Source organism: Pseudomonas sp. LBUM1673 (assembly GCF_059695645.1).
In genome coordinates this window covers 2,139,898-2,153,368 of the sequence record NZ_CP166780.1, presented here as the reverse complement: position 1 = coordinate 2,153,368, position 13,471 = coordinate 2,139,898, and the positions used below count along the sequence as shown (strand labels likewise).

Sequence of the window (13,471 nt, the reverse complement as noted above, 5' to 3'; positions counted from 1 at the left end):
CTCATGGAGCCTGCCCCATGCAACTACTGACCTTACCGCCCTCGCCCGCGCTGGCCACCTCGATCCGCGCCACGGCGCAGGTGTTCGAAGACCCGAAGTCCCAGGCCCTGCTCGCGCACTTGCAGCAGGTCGCGCCGAGTGAAGCCAGCGTGCTGATCATCGGCGAAACCGGCACCGGCAAGGAGCTGGTGGCGCGGCATATCCACAACCTCAGCGCCCGCCGCAACCGGCCATTCGTGGCGGTGAACTGCGGCGCATTCTCCGAATCGCTGGTGGAGGCGGAGCTGTTCGGTCATGAGAAAGGCGCCTTCACCGGGGCATTGAGCGCCAAGGCCGGCTGGTTCGAAGAGGCCGATGGCGGCACTTTGTTCCTCGACGAAATCGGCGATCTGCCGATGGCGATTCAAGTGAAGTTGCTGCGGGTGTTACAGGAACGCGAAGTGGTGCGACTGGGATCGCGCAAGAGCATTCCCATCGATGTGCGAGTGCTGGCGGCGACCAACGTGCAGCTGGAAAAAGCCATCAACGCCGGGCATTTTCGCGAGGACCTGTATTACCGTCTTGACGTGGTCAGCCTGGAACTGAGCCCGTTGCGCGAGCGCCCCGGCGACATCCTGCCGCTGACTCGGCATTTCATCGAAGCCTACAGCCACCGCCTGGGCTACGGCAGCATCACCATCAGTAAAGAGGCCGAACACAAACTGCGCAGTTACAGCTGGCCGGGCAACATCCGCGAACTGGAAAACGTCATTCACCACACCCTGCTGATCTGCCGCAACGGAGTGATCGAGCGCGATGACTTGCGCCTGTCGAACATGCGCATCGAACGTCAGGACGAGCACCACGCCAGCGTTGACGACTCACCGGAAGCCTTGCTCGATCGGGCCTTTCAAAAGCTCTTCGAGGAACAGGCCGGTGCGCTGCACGAGAAAGTCGAAGATGCGTTGTTGCGAGCGGCCTACCGCTTTAGCCACTACAACCAGGTGCACACCGCTGCCCTGCTGGGACTGAGCCGCAATGTGACACGCACCCGGCTGATCAAGATCGGCGAACTGGCGGTGAATAAACGTCGGCCGACGGAGAACCTGCAGGGCGAGCGTTTGATGCAGTTGTCGATCTAGCCGATCAGCGTGCAGCGCGTGGTCGTGGCTAAGCGCCAGGTTATGCAGCACCTGGATGATCCGAAGGTGACGGTTTTCGCAAGCCCGCTCCCACAGGGGATCTCCATTGGTTACAAAATGTGCATTCGACGCCGATCAAATGTGTGCGGGCTTGCTCGCGAAGGCGTCCTGTCAGTCGATGAGGATTTAGAAGCCATCTACTGCATCACGATTGATAGCTGAATAGTGGCGCTACTGCTCGTCGGGCACTCGGTTGTGGCAAAGGGGCTGACCTATAGTTATTCGATCGGAAATCGGCGAAGGAACACCTTAACCCACAACAAAAAGGAGAACCGTCATGAGCGTCAAACCTATTCCAGAGGGTTATCACAGCATCACCCCTTACCTGGGCATTCAGAAAGCTGCCGAAGCCATCGACTTCTACAAGAAAGCCTTTGGCGCCACCGAAGTCATGCGCCTGGCCATGCCTGATGGTGGCATCGGCCATGCTGAACTGCGTATCGGCGACTGTCCGATCATGCTCGGAACGCCGTGCGACCAGGGCCCATTGAGCAACCCGGACAAGTCGCCGTCCGTGGGGCTGCATCTGTATGTGAACGATGTGGACAAGTCCTATAAACAGGCAGTCGATGCCGGTGCCACGGTGGTGTCCGAGGTCAAGGATCAGTTTTACGGCGACCGCTCGGGGACCTTGAAGGATCCCTATGGGCATCTGTGGTTTCTGGCCACGCGCAAGGAGGACCTGACTCAGGAACAGATCGAACAGCGGGCCAAGGAGATGTTTAAGCAGGGTTGAGTTTTTCAGTGGATGTCCGGGCCTCTTCGCGAGCAAGCCCGCACAGTTGATCGGCTGCGCGCACATAATGTGTGTTCAACACCGATCCAATGTGTGGGCTTGATCGCGAAGAGGCCCGGACATTCAACATCAATGTTGACTGTCAGGACCACTCCCACCCAAGGCAGAAGCGAGAAACATTTACTTTCATATCCCCTTTCGGGATTTTCGATGCTCATACGTCTTATTTAGATGCAGTCGGTCGCGTAGGCAAAAGCCACGGCCGGACTTTTCAAGGACCGCAACGCTGGGAAGCCCACAGCAGCGGCCCTCTCATCGAAACAAGACCTTTAATCATGTCGAAGAAATCCCGCTCAAAACTCTGGTTTCTGGTCCATAGCTGGCTGGCGCTGCCCATCTGGTTCTTTGTACTGATCGTCTGTGTGACCGGTACGCTGGCGGTGGTCAGTCAGGAAATCGTCTGGCTGGCCAACCCGCAAATGCGCGCCAGCCCGCCTTCGGACGACGCGCCGCTGCTCAGCTATGACCAGATCATCGCCGCCATCAAAAAGGCCGAACCCCAAACGCTGGTCGAGCGCATCAGCCGCCCCGACGAGTCGCATTTCGCTCTGGACGTAGAAGTCAGTTACCCGGACGGACGCTCGGTAACGGTCTACGTGAACCCCTACAGCGGGGTGATCCAGGGCACTGCTCCACAATTCAACTTCAAGGCCTTTACTCGCGCACTGCATGGCTGGTGGCTGGTGCCGTTCACTAACGGCTACAGCTGGGGCTGGTATCTGGTGTCGTTCCTCGGGCTGCCGATGCTGGCTTCGCTGGTGACGGGGCTTGTGGTCTACAAACGGTTCTGGAAAGGCTTCTTGCGGCCGACCCTGCGCATTCGTCATGGCGCGCGGATTTTCTGGGGCGACTTTCACCGGCTCAGTGGCATCTGGTCGATCTGGTTCATTGCGGTGATTTCCGTCACCAGCACCTGGTTCATGATTGAAGCGATCCTGTTCGATAACCACATTTCGATTTCCACCGCACCTGTCGCGCCCGTCGTTGCGCGGGAAAGCGTGCCGCTCACCGTCGATGGTGCACCGGCGCCGATGATCAGTCTGGAAAGCGCGATCCGCGAGGCCAAGGAGCGCATTCCCGGTCTGGAAGACAGCTCTGTCAGCCTGCCCGCCAATGCCTATAGCCACCTTTCGGTGAGCGGACGCAGCGGGTACCCGTTGATCTACCAGAGCGCCGAAGTCAACCCGTATACCGGTGACATTGCCACCACGCGCCTGCTGTCGGACCGGTCGGGTCTGGAGTGGGTGACCGAATCCATGCGTCCGTTGCACACCGGCGATTTCGGCGGCATCTGGATCAAGTTGATCTGGTTTTTCTTCGGCTTGATCCTGAGCATGATGGTCCTCAGCGGCCTGTTGATCTGGACAAAACGCACCGCCCTGGCCACGGCCAATGCCCTCAAGCGCAGCAACAAGCGTCCACGGACTGCGGTGGCCAGTCAGCCGGCCATGGGCCGCGAAGCCACGGAGGTCAGCCGATGAACCAGGTCGCAGCAGAAAAATCGCGCTCGCCGCTAAGCCGTTTCTGGCACACATGGCGCTTCCACATCAACGTGCTGCTGTTGCTGGTGCCACTGGGATTCATGCCCAAATATTTCGCCGACGCAGCACTGATACGCGGCGACACCGGCCTGGGTGAGCGAGAAATCGGTGAAGTTCAGGTCGGCCCCTGGAGCCTGCGTCTGGCCGAATATCGCAACCAGGCCCCGGTATCCGACGGCCCGGCCGGCCCCATCAAGTACTTCAACGCGGCGCTCTGCGACAGCTGTCGCGATCAGGTCAAGGCGACGTACCTGCGCATCGGCAAACCACGCAGCCTGCGCGCCGCCGGGGTGATTTTCTTCGGCACACCGTACCGCATGGGCGCCGGGGTGCCGGTCCCCGAAAAGACCAAAACCGACGCCGAGCTGTGGATCACCATGGAAGGCTGGGACGGCAGCATGCATCAAGCGTCCATCCCCCTGAGCCAGGCATCCCCGGCCACCCTCGCGTGGCTGAACAAACAAGGAGGCAAACCATGACCAAGGCTTTTCGCCCTTTGCATGCCGTTTTACTGGTGCTCTGCGCCGGCTTCAGCACCAGTGCCCTGGCCCACAACCCGATGTGCGAATGCAAGGCCATCGACGCCGAACAAATCCAATGCACCGGCGGTTTCTCCGATGGCAGCGGCGCGCCGGGAGTGACCCTGGACGTGATCGGCTACGACGAAACCATTCTGGTGCCGGGCAAGCTCGGCGCCGATTCGACTCTGACGTTCAAGAAGCCCGGCGCCGAGTTCTACGTGCTGTTCGACGCCGGTCCCGGCCACGTCGTCGAGATCGACCAAGCCGACATCGAGGCGCCCTGAACATGAGCATGATCACGCCAACCACCCAAGTGGTTCGCCCGGCCGGTGCCGGCCATGAAACCCTCTATGTATTGCTGTTGTGCCTGATGATTTTGGCGGTAGCCGGCTCAGTAGTTGCCTGGCGCGGCGAGGCTCAGGAGGTGAGCAGCGTTGGCAACCACCAACTGGATGCCCGTCGCGACCTGAGCGCATCCGAGCAAGGCATCTACGCCGATCTGCGGGTCACACTGGACGAAATTCGTCTGCTGCGTCTGGAACAACAAGCGTTGCCGACGCCCGCAAGTCTCGCCGATGAAGGTTTTGCGCCGTTTGCTCAGGACGCCAGTTCTGTCAGCCGCGGCGGTCATGCCTGGCAGTTGCTGGACGCCAAGGCTTACTTCGGCCAGAGCCAGACCCCGACCGTGGCCGGTTCGTTTCTGATGCGCCTGAGCGCTGAAGACGACGCCGCACCGGACATCTGGCTCAACCGAGGCAACGCCCTCACCGCCCCGAACGATCTCGCTGACGCTGCGCTCGAAAGCACCGGCTGGCAGCAGATCGTCGCGCAATTCGATGCCGGCGTTACCCGCCAGCATCGGCATTGAACCACCGCCTTCACCCGAGAGAAGACCGCTTCCCCATGCCTAGCTCATCTCAACGTCGTCCCCTTGTTCGCCTGCTGCTGGTCGGCCTGCTTGCCTGTTTGCTGACACCCCTGGCCAGTGCCGACGAAGCCAAGCGTCTGCGCATCGGCATCACCCTGCACCCTTATTACAGCTACGTGGCCAACATCGTCGGCGACAAAGCCGAGGTGGTGCCGCTGATTCCGGCCGGTTTCAACCCCCATGCCTACGAGCCACGGGCCGAAGACATCAAGCGCATCGGCGGGCTGGACGTGATCGTGCTCAACGGCGTGGGTCATGACGACTTCGCCGACCGCATGATCGCCGCCAGCGAAACCCCGAACATCAAGGTGATCGAAGCCAACGAAAACGTGCCCCTGCTGGCCGCCACCGGCGTCGCTGCCCGGGGAGCCGGCAAGGTGGTCAATCCGCACACGTTCCTGTCGATCAGCGCGTCCATCGCCCAGGTCAACAACATCGCCCGGGAACTGGGCAAGCTTGACCCGAGCAACGCCAAAACCTACACCCAGAACGCCCGCGCCTACGGCAAGCGCTTGCGGCAGATGCGAGCCGACGCGCTGGCAAAACTGACCCAGGCGCCGAACGCCGAGCTGCGCGTGGCCACGGTCCATGCCGCCTACGACTATTTGCTGCGCGAGTTCGGCCTTGAAGTGACCGCCGTGGTCGAACCGGCCCACGGTATCGAACCGAGCCCGAGCCAGCTGAAAAAGACCATCGATCAACTGCGGGAGCTGGACGTAAAAGTGATCTTCTCGGAGATGGATTTCCCGTCCACCTACGTCGAGACCATCCAGCGTGAATCCGGCGTGAAGCTGTATCCGCTGTCGCACATTTCCTATGGCGAATATACCGCCGACAAGTACGAAAAAGAAATGACCGGCAACCTCAACACTGTCGTCCGCGCGATTCAGGAGTCAGGCGCATGACGGCTAAAGAAACCATCAGCCCGACCACCCCCGAATCCCCTGTGGGGGCGAGCCTGCTCGCGAAGGCGTCCAGTCAGTCAACATCATCATTAAATGACACACCGCATTCGCGAGCAGGCTCGCTCCCACAGGTTTCGGGGCCGACCCTGGATTTCGCCGAAGTCAGCCTGACGCTGGGCCGCACGACGATCCTCGACAACGTGACGTTCCAGGTCCAGCCCGGCAGCGTGCATGCCCTGGTCGGCCCCAATGGTGGCGGCAAGAGTTCGCTGATCAAGACCCTGCTCGGGCAGATGCCGCATCAGGGTCGCTTGAGCCTGCAATGGCCTGGTGAGCCAGGAACCATCGGCTACGTGCCCCAGGCGCTGGAGTTCGATCGCGGCTTACCGATGACTGTCGATGATTTCATGGCCGCCATGTGTCAGCGGCGTCCGGCGTTCCTCGGTTTAAGCAAGCATTACGCGGCGGCTATCGGCGAAGCGCTGGAACGAGTCGGCATGCAGGACAAACGCAAGCGGCGCATGGGCGCGTTGTCCGGCGGTGAGCGCCAGCGCGTTTTGTTGGCCCAGGGGCTGATTCCTGCGCCGCAATTGCTGGTGCTCGATGAACCGATGTCGGCCCTCGATGAGGCCGGTATTCAAGTGTTCGAACGGTTGCTGGGCGACTGGCGCCAGAGCGGCATCACCGTGCTGTGGATCGAACACGATCTGGAAGCGGTCGGGCGTCTGGCGGACCGGGTCACCGGGCTCAATCGCCGGGTGCTGTTCGATGCCACGCCGAAACAGGCATTGACCCCGGAGCGACTGCTGACCCTGTTCTCGACCCATCCCCGGAGCGCTGCCTGATGAGTTACGAAACCTTTCGTTTGACGGTCCAGGGGTGGGCCTCGTCGGGTTATCTGCCGGAAGCGCTGGCCTATGGATTTGTGGTCAATGCCCTGCTCGCCGGATTGCTGATCGGGCCGGTGCTGGGCGGTTTGGGTACGCTGGTGGTGGTCAAGCGCTTCGCGTTTTTCTCCGAAGCGGTGGGTCACGCGGCTTTGACTGGCGTGGCTATCGGTATTTTGCTCGGTGAACCTTACACCGGGCCTTATGGCAGCCTGTTCGGTTACTGCCTGCTGTTCGGGATTTTGCTGAACTACCTGCGCAACCGTACGGGTCTGGCGCCGGATACGTTGATCGGCGTGTTTCTCTCCGTATCGTTGGCGCTCGGTGCCAGCCTGCTGCTGATCCTGGCGGGCAAGATCAACGTACACATTCTGGAGAACGTGCTGTTCGGTTCAGTGCTGACGGTCAACGGCAACGACCTGCTGGTATTGGCCATCGTCGGTTCGCTGGTGATGGCGCTGGCCTTGCCGCTGTACAACCGCATCATGCTCGCCAGTTTTAACCCGCAACTGGCAGCGGTACGCGGTGTGGCGGTGAAGACCCTGGATTACCTGTTCGTGATCCTGGTGACCCTGATCACCGTGGCGGCGGTGAAAGTCATCGGTGCGATTCTGGTCGGCGCTCTATTGGTGATTCCAGCGGCGGCCGCGCGTTTGCTCAGCCAGTCGCTGAAGGGTTTCTTCTGGTGTTCGGTACTGATCGCCACGGTCAGCACATTGTGCGGAATCCTTGCACCGATTGTGTTTGACCTGCCCATCCCGTCCGGCGCCGCGATCATTCTGGTGGCCGGCATCGCCTTCGCCCTGGCCGCCATCGCTCGCGGCATCGTCCCAAGTCTGAAAGGGAATCTCGGATAAATGTCTTTTTCTCTGCGTCAACTGACCCTGGCATTGACCTTCACATTGCCCCTCAGTGGCTTGGTCAACGCCCCACTGCTCGCCGCTGACAGCGTCAAGCCGTTACGAGTGCTGGCGTCCTTGCCAATCACTTATGGCTTGGGCGAAGTTCTGCTCAAAGGCACCGACATCAACCTTGAACGAGCCGCGCCAGCCAACCTGCCTGGCAGTCGGCAGACCGCTTATTTCACCGGCCGTGGCGCTCCAGAACTCAATAAGTTGGCGATCGATGCAGACGCGGTAATCGGCCTGCGCTCGCTGTGGCCAGACGATCCGCTCTACCCGATCTCTCGGCGCAGCAACATCCGCATCGTCGAAGTCGACGCCGCGCGCCCGGTGGACGGCGCCCTGCCCGGCATCGCCGTGCAACCGGGCAGTAAGGTCGACGGCTTGAACAGTCAGCCTTGGCTGGCCAGCAACAACATGGGCCGCATGGCGGATGTCATGGCGGCCGATCTGGTGCGCCTGGCGCCAGCGGCCAAACCGAAGATCGATGCCAACCTGGCAGCGCTCAAACAGCGTTTGCTCAAGCTCAGCGCCGACAGCGAGTCACGGCTGGCCCGTGCCGACAACCTGAGTGTGATGAGCCTGAGCGATCATTTCGGCTACCTGATCGGCAGCCTCAACCTGGAGCTGATCGGCCTCGATGCACGGCCGGATGCCGAGTGGACACCCGAAGCCCTGACGCAATTGGGCGCAACGCTCAAAGACAATGACGTGGCGGTGGTATTGCATCATCGGCAGCCACCGGACGCGGTGAAAGCGGTGATTGCCGAGGCGGGCAGTCGGTTGGTGGTGTTGAGTGTCGATGCAGCGGATCCGGTGGCCGAACTGGAAGGGAATGTGGATCAGGTGATCAAGGGGTTGAGCGGAGTGTAAGGTCAGCTGGACCGCATTATCGTTCTTCGCGGGCAAGCCTCGCTCCTACAGGTTTTGTGTCGATCACGGTATGTGTGAACACCCCAAACCCGTAGGAGCGAGGCTTGCCCGCGAAGGCAATCTCAAGTCATGAAAAAGCCCGCTGACCGTCACCGGTTCAGCGGGCTTTTCGTTCACAGGCGCCGCAAAGGAATGCAGCCAGAGACGCTCCGCGTCTCACTTACAGCTCAGTGAGCCACGGCAGCCTGTTCTTCCATTTTCTGGCGCAGGCTCAGTGGACGCATGTCGGTCCAGACCTCTTCGATGTAGGCCAGGCATTCCTTTTTCAGACCGCTCTTGCCCACGGTGCGCCAGCCTTGTGGCACGGCCTTGTAGTCAGGCCAGATCGAGTATTGCTCTTCGTGGTTGACCACGACCTGAAAGAGGATGTCCTCGCGGTCGAATACTGACGTCATGCTGTGTCTCCATCGCTGTAGGGTGGGCTGCACGGCGTGTGCAGCCGTTATGTAGAAGGAACGTTCGAGGCAACGAAAAATTTAGAGGCTGGCGGTGGCTGCGGCCATGGCCCTGCCGAAAATCTCGGCCACACGGTCGATTTCTGCCGCGGTGATCACCAGCGGTGGCAGGAAACGCACGACACCGCCGTGACGCCCGCCCAGTTCGAGGATCAACCCGCGCTTGAGGCATTCGCGCTGCACCAGCGGCGCCAGACGACCGAATATCGGTGGATGGCCTTGAGCGTCCGGCGCACCGGTCGGGTCCACCAGCTCGACGCCCAGCATCAAGCCACGTCCGCGAATATCGCCCAGTTGCGGGAAATCCCGTTGCAGGATGCGCAGGTGTTCACTCAGGCGTTCGCCCATGGCAGCAGCGTGCTCGCAAACCTTGTGCTCGATCAGGTAGCGCATCACCGCAGAGCCTGCGGCCATGGCCATCTGATTACCGCGGAAGGTCCCGGCATGGGCGCCCGGCAGCCAGGTGTCGAGCCAGTCGCGATAGACCACCACCGCCAGCGGCAGGCTGCCGCCGATAGCCTTGGACATCACCACCACATCCGGAATGATCCCGGCGTGCTCGAAGGCGAACATCTTGCCAGTACGGGCAAAACCGCTCTGAATTTCATCGACGATCAGCGCTACGCCGACCTTTTCGGTGATGCGTCGCAAGCCGCGCAGCCAATCGAGATCAGCCGGAATCACCCCGCCCTCGCCCTGCACCGCTTCGACGATCACGGCAGCGGGCAATAGCACACCGGCCTCTGGATCATTCAGCAGGTTTTCCAGGTAATTGAGGTTGACCTGTATCCCCTGCGCGCCGCCGAGGCCGAACGGGCAGCGGTAATCGTAGGGGTAAGGCATGAACTGCACGCCGTTACTGAGCAATGCGCCCAAGGGCTTTTTCGGCCCCAGACTGCCCATCAGGCTCAGCGCGCCTTGGCTCATGCCGTGGTAACCACCCTGGAACGACAACACGGTGCTGCGCCCGGTGGCGGTGCGCACCAGTTTCAGCGCGGCTTCCACCGCGTCGGTGCCGGTCGGGCCACAAAACTGGATTTTGGCTTCAGCGGCCAATGCCGGCGGCAACAGACCGAACAGGTCCTGGACAAACTGATCCTTGACCGGTGTGGTCAGGTCGAGGGTGTGCAGCGGCAGCTCATCCGTCAGCACTTGCTGGATCGCTTCGATAACCACCGGGTGGTTGTGCCCCAGGGCCAGGGTTCCGGCACCGGCCAGGCAATCGATGAAACTGCGGCCTTCGACGTCCTCGACATAAATGCCCTTGGCGCGTTTGAGTGCCAGGGGAATGCGCCGCGGGTAGCTGCGAGCATTCGATTCCTGCTGGCTCTGACGGGCCAGCAGCGGCGATTCGTTGAACTGATAAAGCGTCTCGGCAGGCGTCGGGACGATCCGGGCCGGCTGATCTTCGATAAGGCGGGTAGCGACTGACATCTCTCGACCTCTCAATACGCTGTTGATAGTGACCAAAACTGCACACCGGGCAGGTGCGCGTTCCGGTCACGGGGCGCACTTGCAGGTTTTCCTGTTCTGGAAACGCATCAGGACCTCAAGGATTTAGACCCGCGATCAGCTTTCTATGAGGGTGGCGACAGCGCCTTGTGCATGGGAATGGCGTGAAGCCCCGCCACCGTGAAGGTTTGTGCGCAGGTTCGATAACCCAAACGGCGATAAAACGCCTCGCTGGTACGGGTACTGTTGAGCCGCGCCTGAGGCAAACCCTGAGCGATCAACCACCTCTCAAGATCGTGCACCAGCGCTTGTCCGGCGCCTCGTCGAAACCATTCCGGCTGCACATAACAAAACGCAACCTTGCCGCTGATGGCAGCCATGGCAACGCCGATCGGTTTGTCCTGCAACAGGGCGATGCTCAGGTACAACCGAGGGTCGGTCAGCCAGGGCTGCACGTGGTCGATGGTCTTGTTGTGGGTCCAGGTGGCGACGGTTCGCGGATCGTTGCGGTGGTCGAGCACGCAGCCGACGCGAATGGAACGCTCGACGATGCGGCTGATGATCCCGGCGTCGGCGGGCGTTGCCTTGCAGATGTGTATCGATGCATCCATGGCGCTGTTACCTCAATCCATTGAGTCAAAGCTGCCGGGGACGATAACGCTGTGGGGGGGTGGGTGGCTAATGGAGAGGCGTTACATTTGGTGTGTAACACAGAGCAGCGGTCTTGGTTAAGGGTAGTCACCGGTCCTGTGATCAACACAGATCTACTGTGGGAGCGGGCTTGCTCGCGAAAGCGATTTCACATTCAACAATAATGTTGACTGATAGTCCGCTTTCGCGAGCAAGCCCACACACACTGGATTTGTGTCGTTTGTTAGATGGGTTGCAGAGGCATCGTCAATTCAACCCGCAAGCCATCCGGCCGGCTGTCGAAATGCAGGGTGCAGCCGCAGCGCTGGACGATGGCTTGGACAATCGCCAGACCGAGGCCGCAACCGGTGCTCTGGCCGTTGCGCCAGAAGCGCTGGGTCAGGTGTTGCAAGTCATCTTCTGCAATCCCCGGACCGTGGTCGCGGACCAAAAAGCGCACGCGATGGCCGGTGGTTTCCAGGCTCAGCTCCACCGCCCCATCGCCTGGGGTATGGCGCAGGGCGTTGTCGAGCAAGTTGCGCAACGCGGCGATCGACAGCACCGCGGGCATTTGCAGCGGCGCATCGGAGAATGTGGCCGGCAATTGAAACTTGATCCGCTGGCGATCACCGCTGGCCGCATCCTGAATCGCCAGTTTAGCCACCTGCTCAGCACTGCATTGCACGCCATCATCGAACGACAGACTGCCCTCTACACGCGCCAGTAACAGCAATTGTTCAAGCGTGCGGTGCAGACGGTCGGCGCCCTCTTCGGCCCGGGACAGTGACTGATCCCGGGCGGCACCCTCAGTCATGCGCGCCACTTGCAGGTGGGTTTTGATGGCGGTCAGCGGGCTGCGCAACTCGTGTGCGGCATCACCGGTCAGGCGCCGCTCGCGCTCGATGGTCTTGCCGATGCGCTGGAACAGCTGATTCTGGGTTTCCAGCAGCGGTTGCAGTTCGCTGGGCAGTGGCTGGATCTGCAACGGTTCGAGGGAATCGGCGCTGCGGCGCATCAATGCATCGCGCATACGATTGAGCGGTGCCAGCCCCTGACCGATGCCAAGCCACAACAGGCACAGGCAACCGAGCAGCGCCACGCCGACCGGCACCGAGGCCGCCAGCAGAATGGACATGTTCAGTGCTTCGCGCTCGATCTGCCGGTCGGCGGTGGTAATGCGCACATCACCGCGCGCCAGGGTGAAGCTGCGCCAGGGTGCGCCGTCGATCATTTGATCGTGGAAACCCATTTTTTCGGCTTCCAGGGTTTGTTCGGGGCTGCTGTGGCTGCGGGCCAGGATCTCGCCGCGCAACGAGCTGACCTGACAGGCCATGCCGCCAGGAATGCTCAGCTGTTCAGCGCTGAAATGGGTCCCCTCGCCCTTGCTCGGCAACGCCGGCAGTTGCTCCAGCAGCCCGGCCACCATCCGCGCCGATGCCACCAGCCGCTGGTCGAGGGAAAACATCATCTGGTTGCGCAGATCACTGAGCATCCAGGCGGCGGCCAGGGCCCAGATCAGCGCAAACGCGGCGCCGAGGGTCAGGCTCAGCCGCAAACGCAGGCTCATCACTTCGATTGCTCTCCGCCATCGGCCGGCCCCAGGCGATAGCCCAAGCCACGCACCGTCTCGACAATGCCATTGCCGAGTTTGCGCCGCAGGTGATGGATATGGACGTTAAGGGCGTTGCTTTCCAGTTCGTCGTTGAAACCGTAGACGCTGTCCTTCAGTTGCTCGGTGGACAATACCCGACCGCGATTGTGCAGCAAGGCTTGCAACAGCGATTGCTCACGGCGTGACAGATCCACCGATTGGCCGCCGAGCAGGGTTTCGCGGCTGCTCGGGTCATAGGTCAAACGACCGTGTTCAATCAGGTTGACGCTGCGCCCCGCCACCCGTCGCAACAAGGTGTGCAGGCGCGCGGCAAGTTCGCGCAGGTCGAAGGGTTTGAGCAGGTAATCGTCGGCACCGGCTTGCAAGCCATCGACCCGGTCGGTGACCGAATCCCGCGCGGTGAGGATCAGCACCGGGATTTCCAGGCCATGGTGGCGCAACTGCTGCAACAGCTTCAGGCCATCTTCATCGGGCAGGCCGAGGTCCAGCACCATCACGTCAAATTCGGCGACCTTGAGCATCGCCCGGGCCTTTGATGCGGTGGCGACGTGTTCGACGGTCAGGCCTTGAGCGGTCAGGCCAGCAACAATGCCGCTGGCGATCAGCTCATCGTCTTCGCAAACCAGTACGTGCATGGTGAGCCCCGTAGAAAAAAGGTGATTAGGCCGGTAGCCGATTAAGCGGACATTATGCCGCAAGTGCCATTGTCACAAGGCGAGTGTGGTTAA

Annotated in this window: 15 protein-coding genes; 10 read left to right on the top strand and 5 right to left on the bottom strand. The window is 61.1% G+C overall.

Going from position 1 to position 13,471, the window contains the following annotated elements; genetic code table 11:
- Nucleotides 1–17 precede the first annotated feature (17 nt).
- The 10 genes from ACA044_RS09835 (at nucleotide 18) to ACA044_RS09790 (ending at nucleotide 8,534) form a co-directional block, all read left to right on the top strand.
- The gene (locus ACA044_RS09835) at nucleotides 18–1,121 is read left to right on the top strand and encodes a sigma-54 interaction domain-containing protein (protein ID WP_497446182.1); all 1,104 of its coding nucleotides are present in this window, start codon (nucleotides 18–20) and stop codon (nucleotides 1,119–1,121) included.
- Nucleotides 1,122–1,458: 337 nt separating this feature from the next.
- A complete protein-coding gene (locus tag ACA044_RS09830; protein WP_497446181.1) occupies nucleotides 1,459–1,917 on the top strand; it encodes a VOC family protein in 459 nt (152 codons plus the stop codon).
- Between the two features lie 335 nt (nucleotides 1,918–2,252).
- A complete protein-coding gene (locus tag ACA044_RS09825) occupies nucleotides 2,253–3,458 on the top strand; it encodes a PepSY-associated TM helix domain-containing protein (RefSeq protein WP_497446180.1) in 1,206 nt (401 codons plus the stop codon).
- On the top strand, nucleotides 3,455–3,997 hold the full coding sequence (locus ACA044_RS09820; protein ID WP_497446179.1) for a PA2404 family protein: 543 nt from the start codon (nucleotides 3,455–3,457) through the stop codon (nucleotides 3,995–3,997). The genes ACA044_RS09825 and ACA044_RS09820 overlap by 4 nt, the downstream gene beginning before the upstream one ends.
- On the top strand, nucleotides 3,994–4,323 hold the full coding sequence (locus ACA044_RS09815; protein WP_497446178.1) for a hypothetical protein: 330 nt from the start codon (nucleotides 3,994–3,996) through the stop codon (nucleotides 4,321–4,323). The genes ACA044_RS09820 and ACA044_RS09815 overlap by 4 nt, the downstream gene beginning before the upstream one ends.
- 8 nt (nucleotides 4,324–4,331) lie before the next feature.
- The gene (locus ACA044_RS09810) at nucleotides 4,332–4,907 is read left to right on the top strand and encodes a DUF6162 family protein (RefSeq protein ID WP_497447195.1); all 576 of its coding nucleotides are present in this window, start codon (nucleotides 4,332–4,334) and stop codon (nucleotides 4,905–4,907) included.
- A 35-nt stretch (nucleotides 4,908–4,942) separates the two neighbouring features.
- Nucleotides 4,943–5,872: a metal ABC transporter substrate-binding protein gene (locus ACA044_RS09805; RefSeq protein ID WP_497446177.1), complete on the top strand. Its 930-nt coding sequence runs from the start codon at nucleotides 4,943–4,945 to the stop codon at nucleotides 5,870–5,872.
- Nucleotides 5,869–6,717 (top strand): metal ABC transporter ATP-binding protein, encoded by an 849-nt coding sequence (locus ACA044_RS09800; protein ID WP_497446176.1) that lies wholly within the window; start codon nucleotides 5,869–5,871, stop codon nucleotides 6,715–6,717. The genes ACA044_RS09805 and ACA044_RS09800 overlap by 4 nt, the downstream gene beginning before the upstream one ends.
- Nucleotides 6,717–7,616, top strand: a complete 900-nt coding sequence (locus tag ACA044_RS09795; protein WP_497446175.1) for a metal ABC transporter permease — start codon at nucleotides 6,717–6,719, stop codon at nucleotides 7,614–7,616. Before ACA044_RS09800 ends, ACA044_RS09795 begins: the two co-directional genes overlap by 1 nt.
- Nucleotides 7,617–8,534 (top strand): metal ABC transporter substrate-binding protein, encoded by a 918-nt coding sequence (locus ACA044_RS09790; RefSeq protein ID WP_497446174.1) that lies wholly within the window; start codon nucleotides 7,617–7,619, stop codon nucleotides 8,532–8,534.
- 227 nt (nucleotides 8,535–8,761) lie between these two features.
- On the opposite strand, the gene ACA044_RS09785 is transcribed toward ACA044_RS09790, so the two are convergent.
- From ACA044_RS09785 to ACA044_RS09765, 5 genes are all read right to left on the bottom strand, one after another.
- Nucleotides 8,762–8,989, bottom strand: coding sequence for an MbtH family protein (locus tag ACA044_RS09785; protein WP_007934245.1), 228 nt, complete (start codon nucleotides 8,987–8,989; stop codon nucleotides 8,762–8,764).
- 81 nt (nucleotides 8,990–9,070) lie between these two features.
- Nucleotides 9,071–10,483: an aspartate aminotransferase family protein gene (locus ACA044_RS09780; protein ID WP_497446173.1), complete on the bottom strand. Its 1,413-nt coding sequence runs from the start codon at nucleotides 10,481–10,483 to the stop codon at nucleotides 9,071–9,073.
- A 143-nt stretch (nucleotides 10,484–10,626) separates the two neighbouring features.
- Entirely contained in the window at nucleotides 10,627–11,112 is a 486-nt protein-coding gene (locus tag ACA044_RS09775; RefSeq protein WP_497446172.1) for a GNAT family N-acetyltransferase, read from the bottom strand.
- Between the two features lie 263 nt (nucleotides 11,113–11,375).
- Nucleotides 11,376–12,701 (bottom strand): ATP-binding protein, encoded by a 1,326-nt coding sequence (locus ACA044_RS09770; protein WP_497446171.1) that lies wholly within the window; start codon nucleotides 12,699–12,701, stop codon nucleotides 11,376–11,378.
- The gene (locus ACA044_RS09765) at nucleotides 12,698–13,378 is read right to left on the bottom strand and encodes a response regulator (protein ID WP_030132275.1); all 681 of its coding nucleotides are present in this window, start codon (nucleotides 13,376–13,378) and stop codon (nucleotides 12,698–12,700) included. Before ACA044_RS09765 ends, ACA044_RS09770 begins: the two co-directional genes overlap by 4 nt.
- Between the last annotated feature and the right edge of the window lie 93 nt (nucleotides 13,379–13,471).

Bases quoted from the DNA above. Each gene is read 5' to 3' on its own strand.
- ACA044_RS09835 (WP_497446182.1), top strand. From the start codon at position 18: ATGCAACTACTGACCTTACCGCCCTCGCCCGCGCTGGCCACCTCGATC.
- ACA044_RS09830 (WP_497446181.1), top strand. From the start codon at position 1,459: ATGAGCGTCAAACCTATTCCAGAGGGTTATCACAGCATCACCCCTTAC.
- ACA044_RS09825 (WP_497446180.1), top strand. From the start codon at position 2,253: ATGTCGAAGAAATCCCGCTCAAAACTCTGGTTTCTGGTCCATAGCTGG.
- ACA044_RS09820 (WP_497446179.1), top strand. From the start codon at position 3,455: ATGAACCAGGTCGCAGCAGAAAAATCGCGCTCGCCGCTAAGCCGTTTC.
- ACA044_RS09815 (WP_497446178.1), top strand. From the start codon at position 3,994: ATGACCAAGGCTTTTCGCCCTTTGCATGCCGTTTTACTGGTGCTCTGC.
- ACA044_RS09810 (WP_497447195.1), top strand. From the start codon at position 4,332: ATGATCACGCCAACCACCCAAGTGGTTCGCCCGGCCGGTGCCGGCCAT.
- ACA044_RS09805 (WP_497446177.1), top strand. From the start codon at position 4,943: ATGCCTAGCTCATCTCAACGTCGTCCCCTTGTTCGCCTGCTGCTGGTC.
- ACA044_RS09800 (WP_497446176.1), top strand. From the start codon at position 5,869: ATGACGGCTAAAGAAACCATCAGCCCGACCACCCCCGAATCCCCTGTG.
- ACA044_RS09795 (WP_497446175.1), top strand. From the start codon at position 6,717: ATGAGTTACGAAACCTTTCGTTTGACGGTCCAGGGGTGGGCCTCGTCG.
- ACA044_RS09790 (WP_497446174.1), top strand. From the start codon at position 7,617: ATGTCTTTTTCTCTGCGTCAACTGACCCTGGCATTGACCTTCACATTG.
- ACA044_RS09785 (WP_007934245.1), bottom strand. From the start codon at position 8,989: ATGACGTCAGTATTCGACCGCGAGGACATCCTCTTTCAGGTCGTGGTC.
- ACA044_RS09780 (WP_497446173.1), bottom strand. From the start codon at position 10,483: ATGTCAGTCGCTACCCGCCTTATCGAAGATCAGCCGGCCCGGATCGTC.
- ACA044_RS09775 (WP_497446172.1), bottom strand. From the start codon at position 11,112: ATGGATGCATCGATACACATCTGCAAGGCAACGCCCGCCGACGCCGGG.
- ACA044_RS09765 (WP_030132275.1), bottom strand. From the start codon at position 13,378: ATGCACGTACTGGTTTGCGAAGACGATGAGCTGATCGCCAGCGGCATT.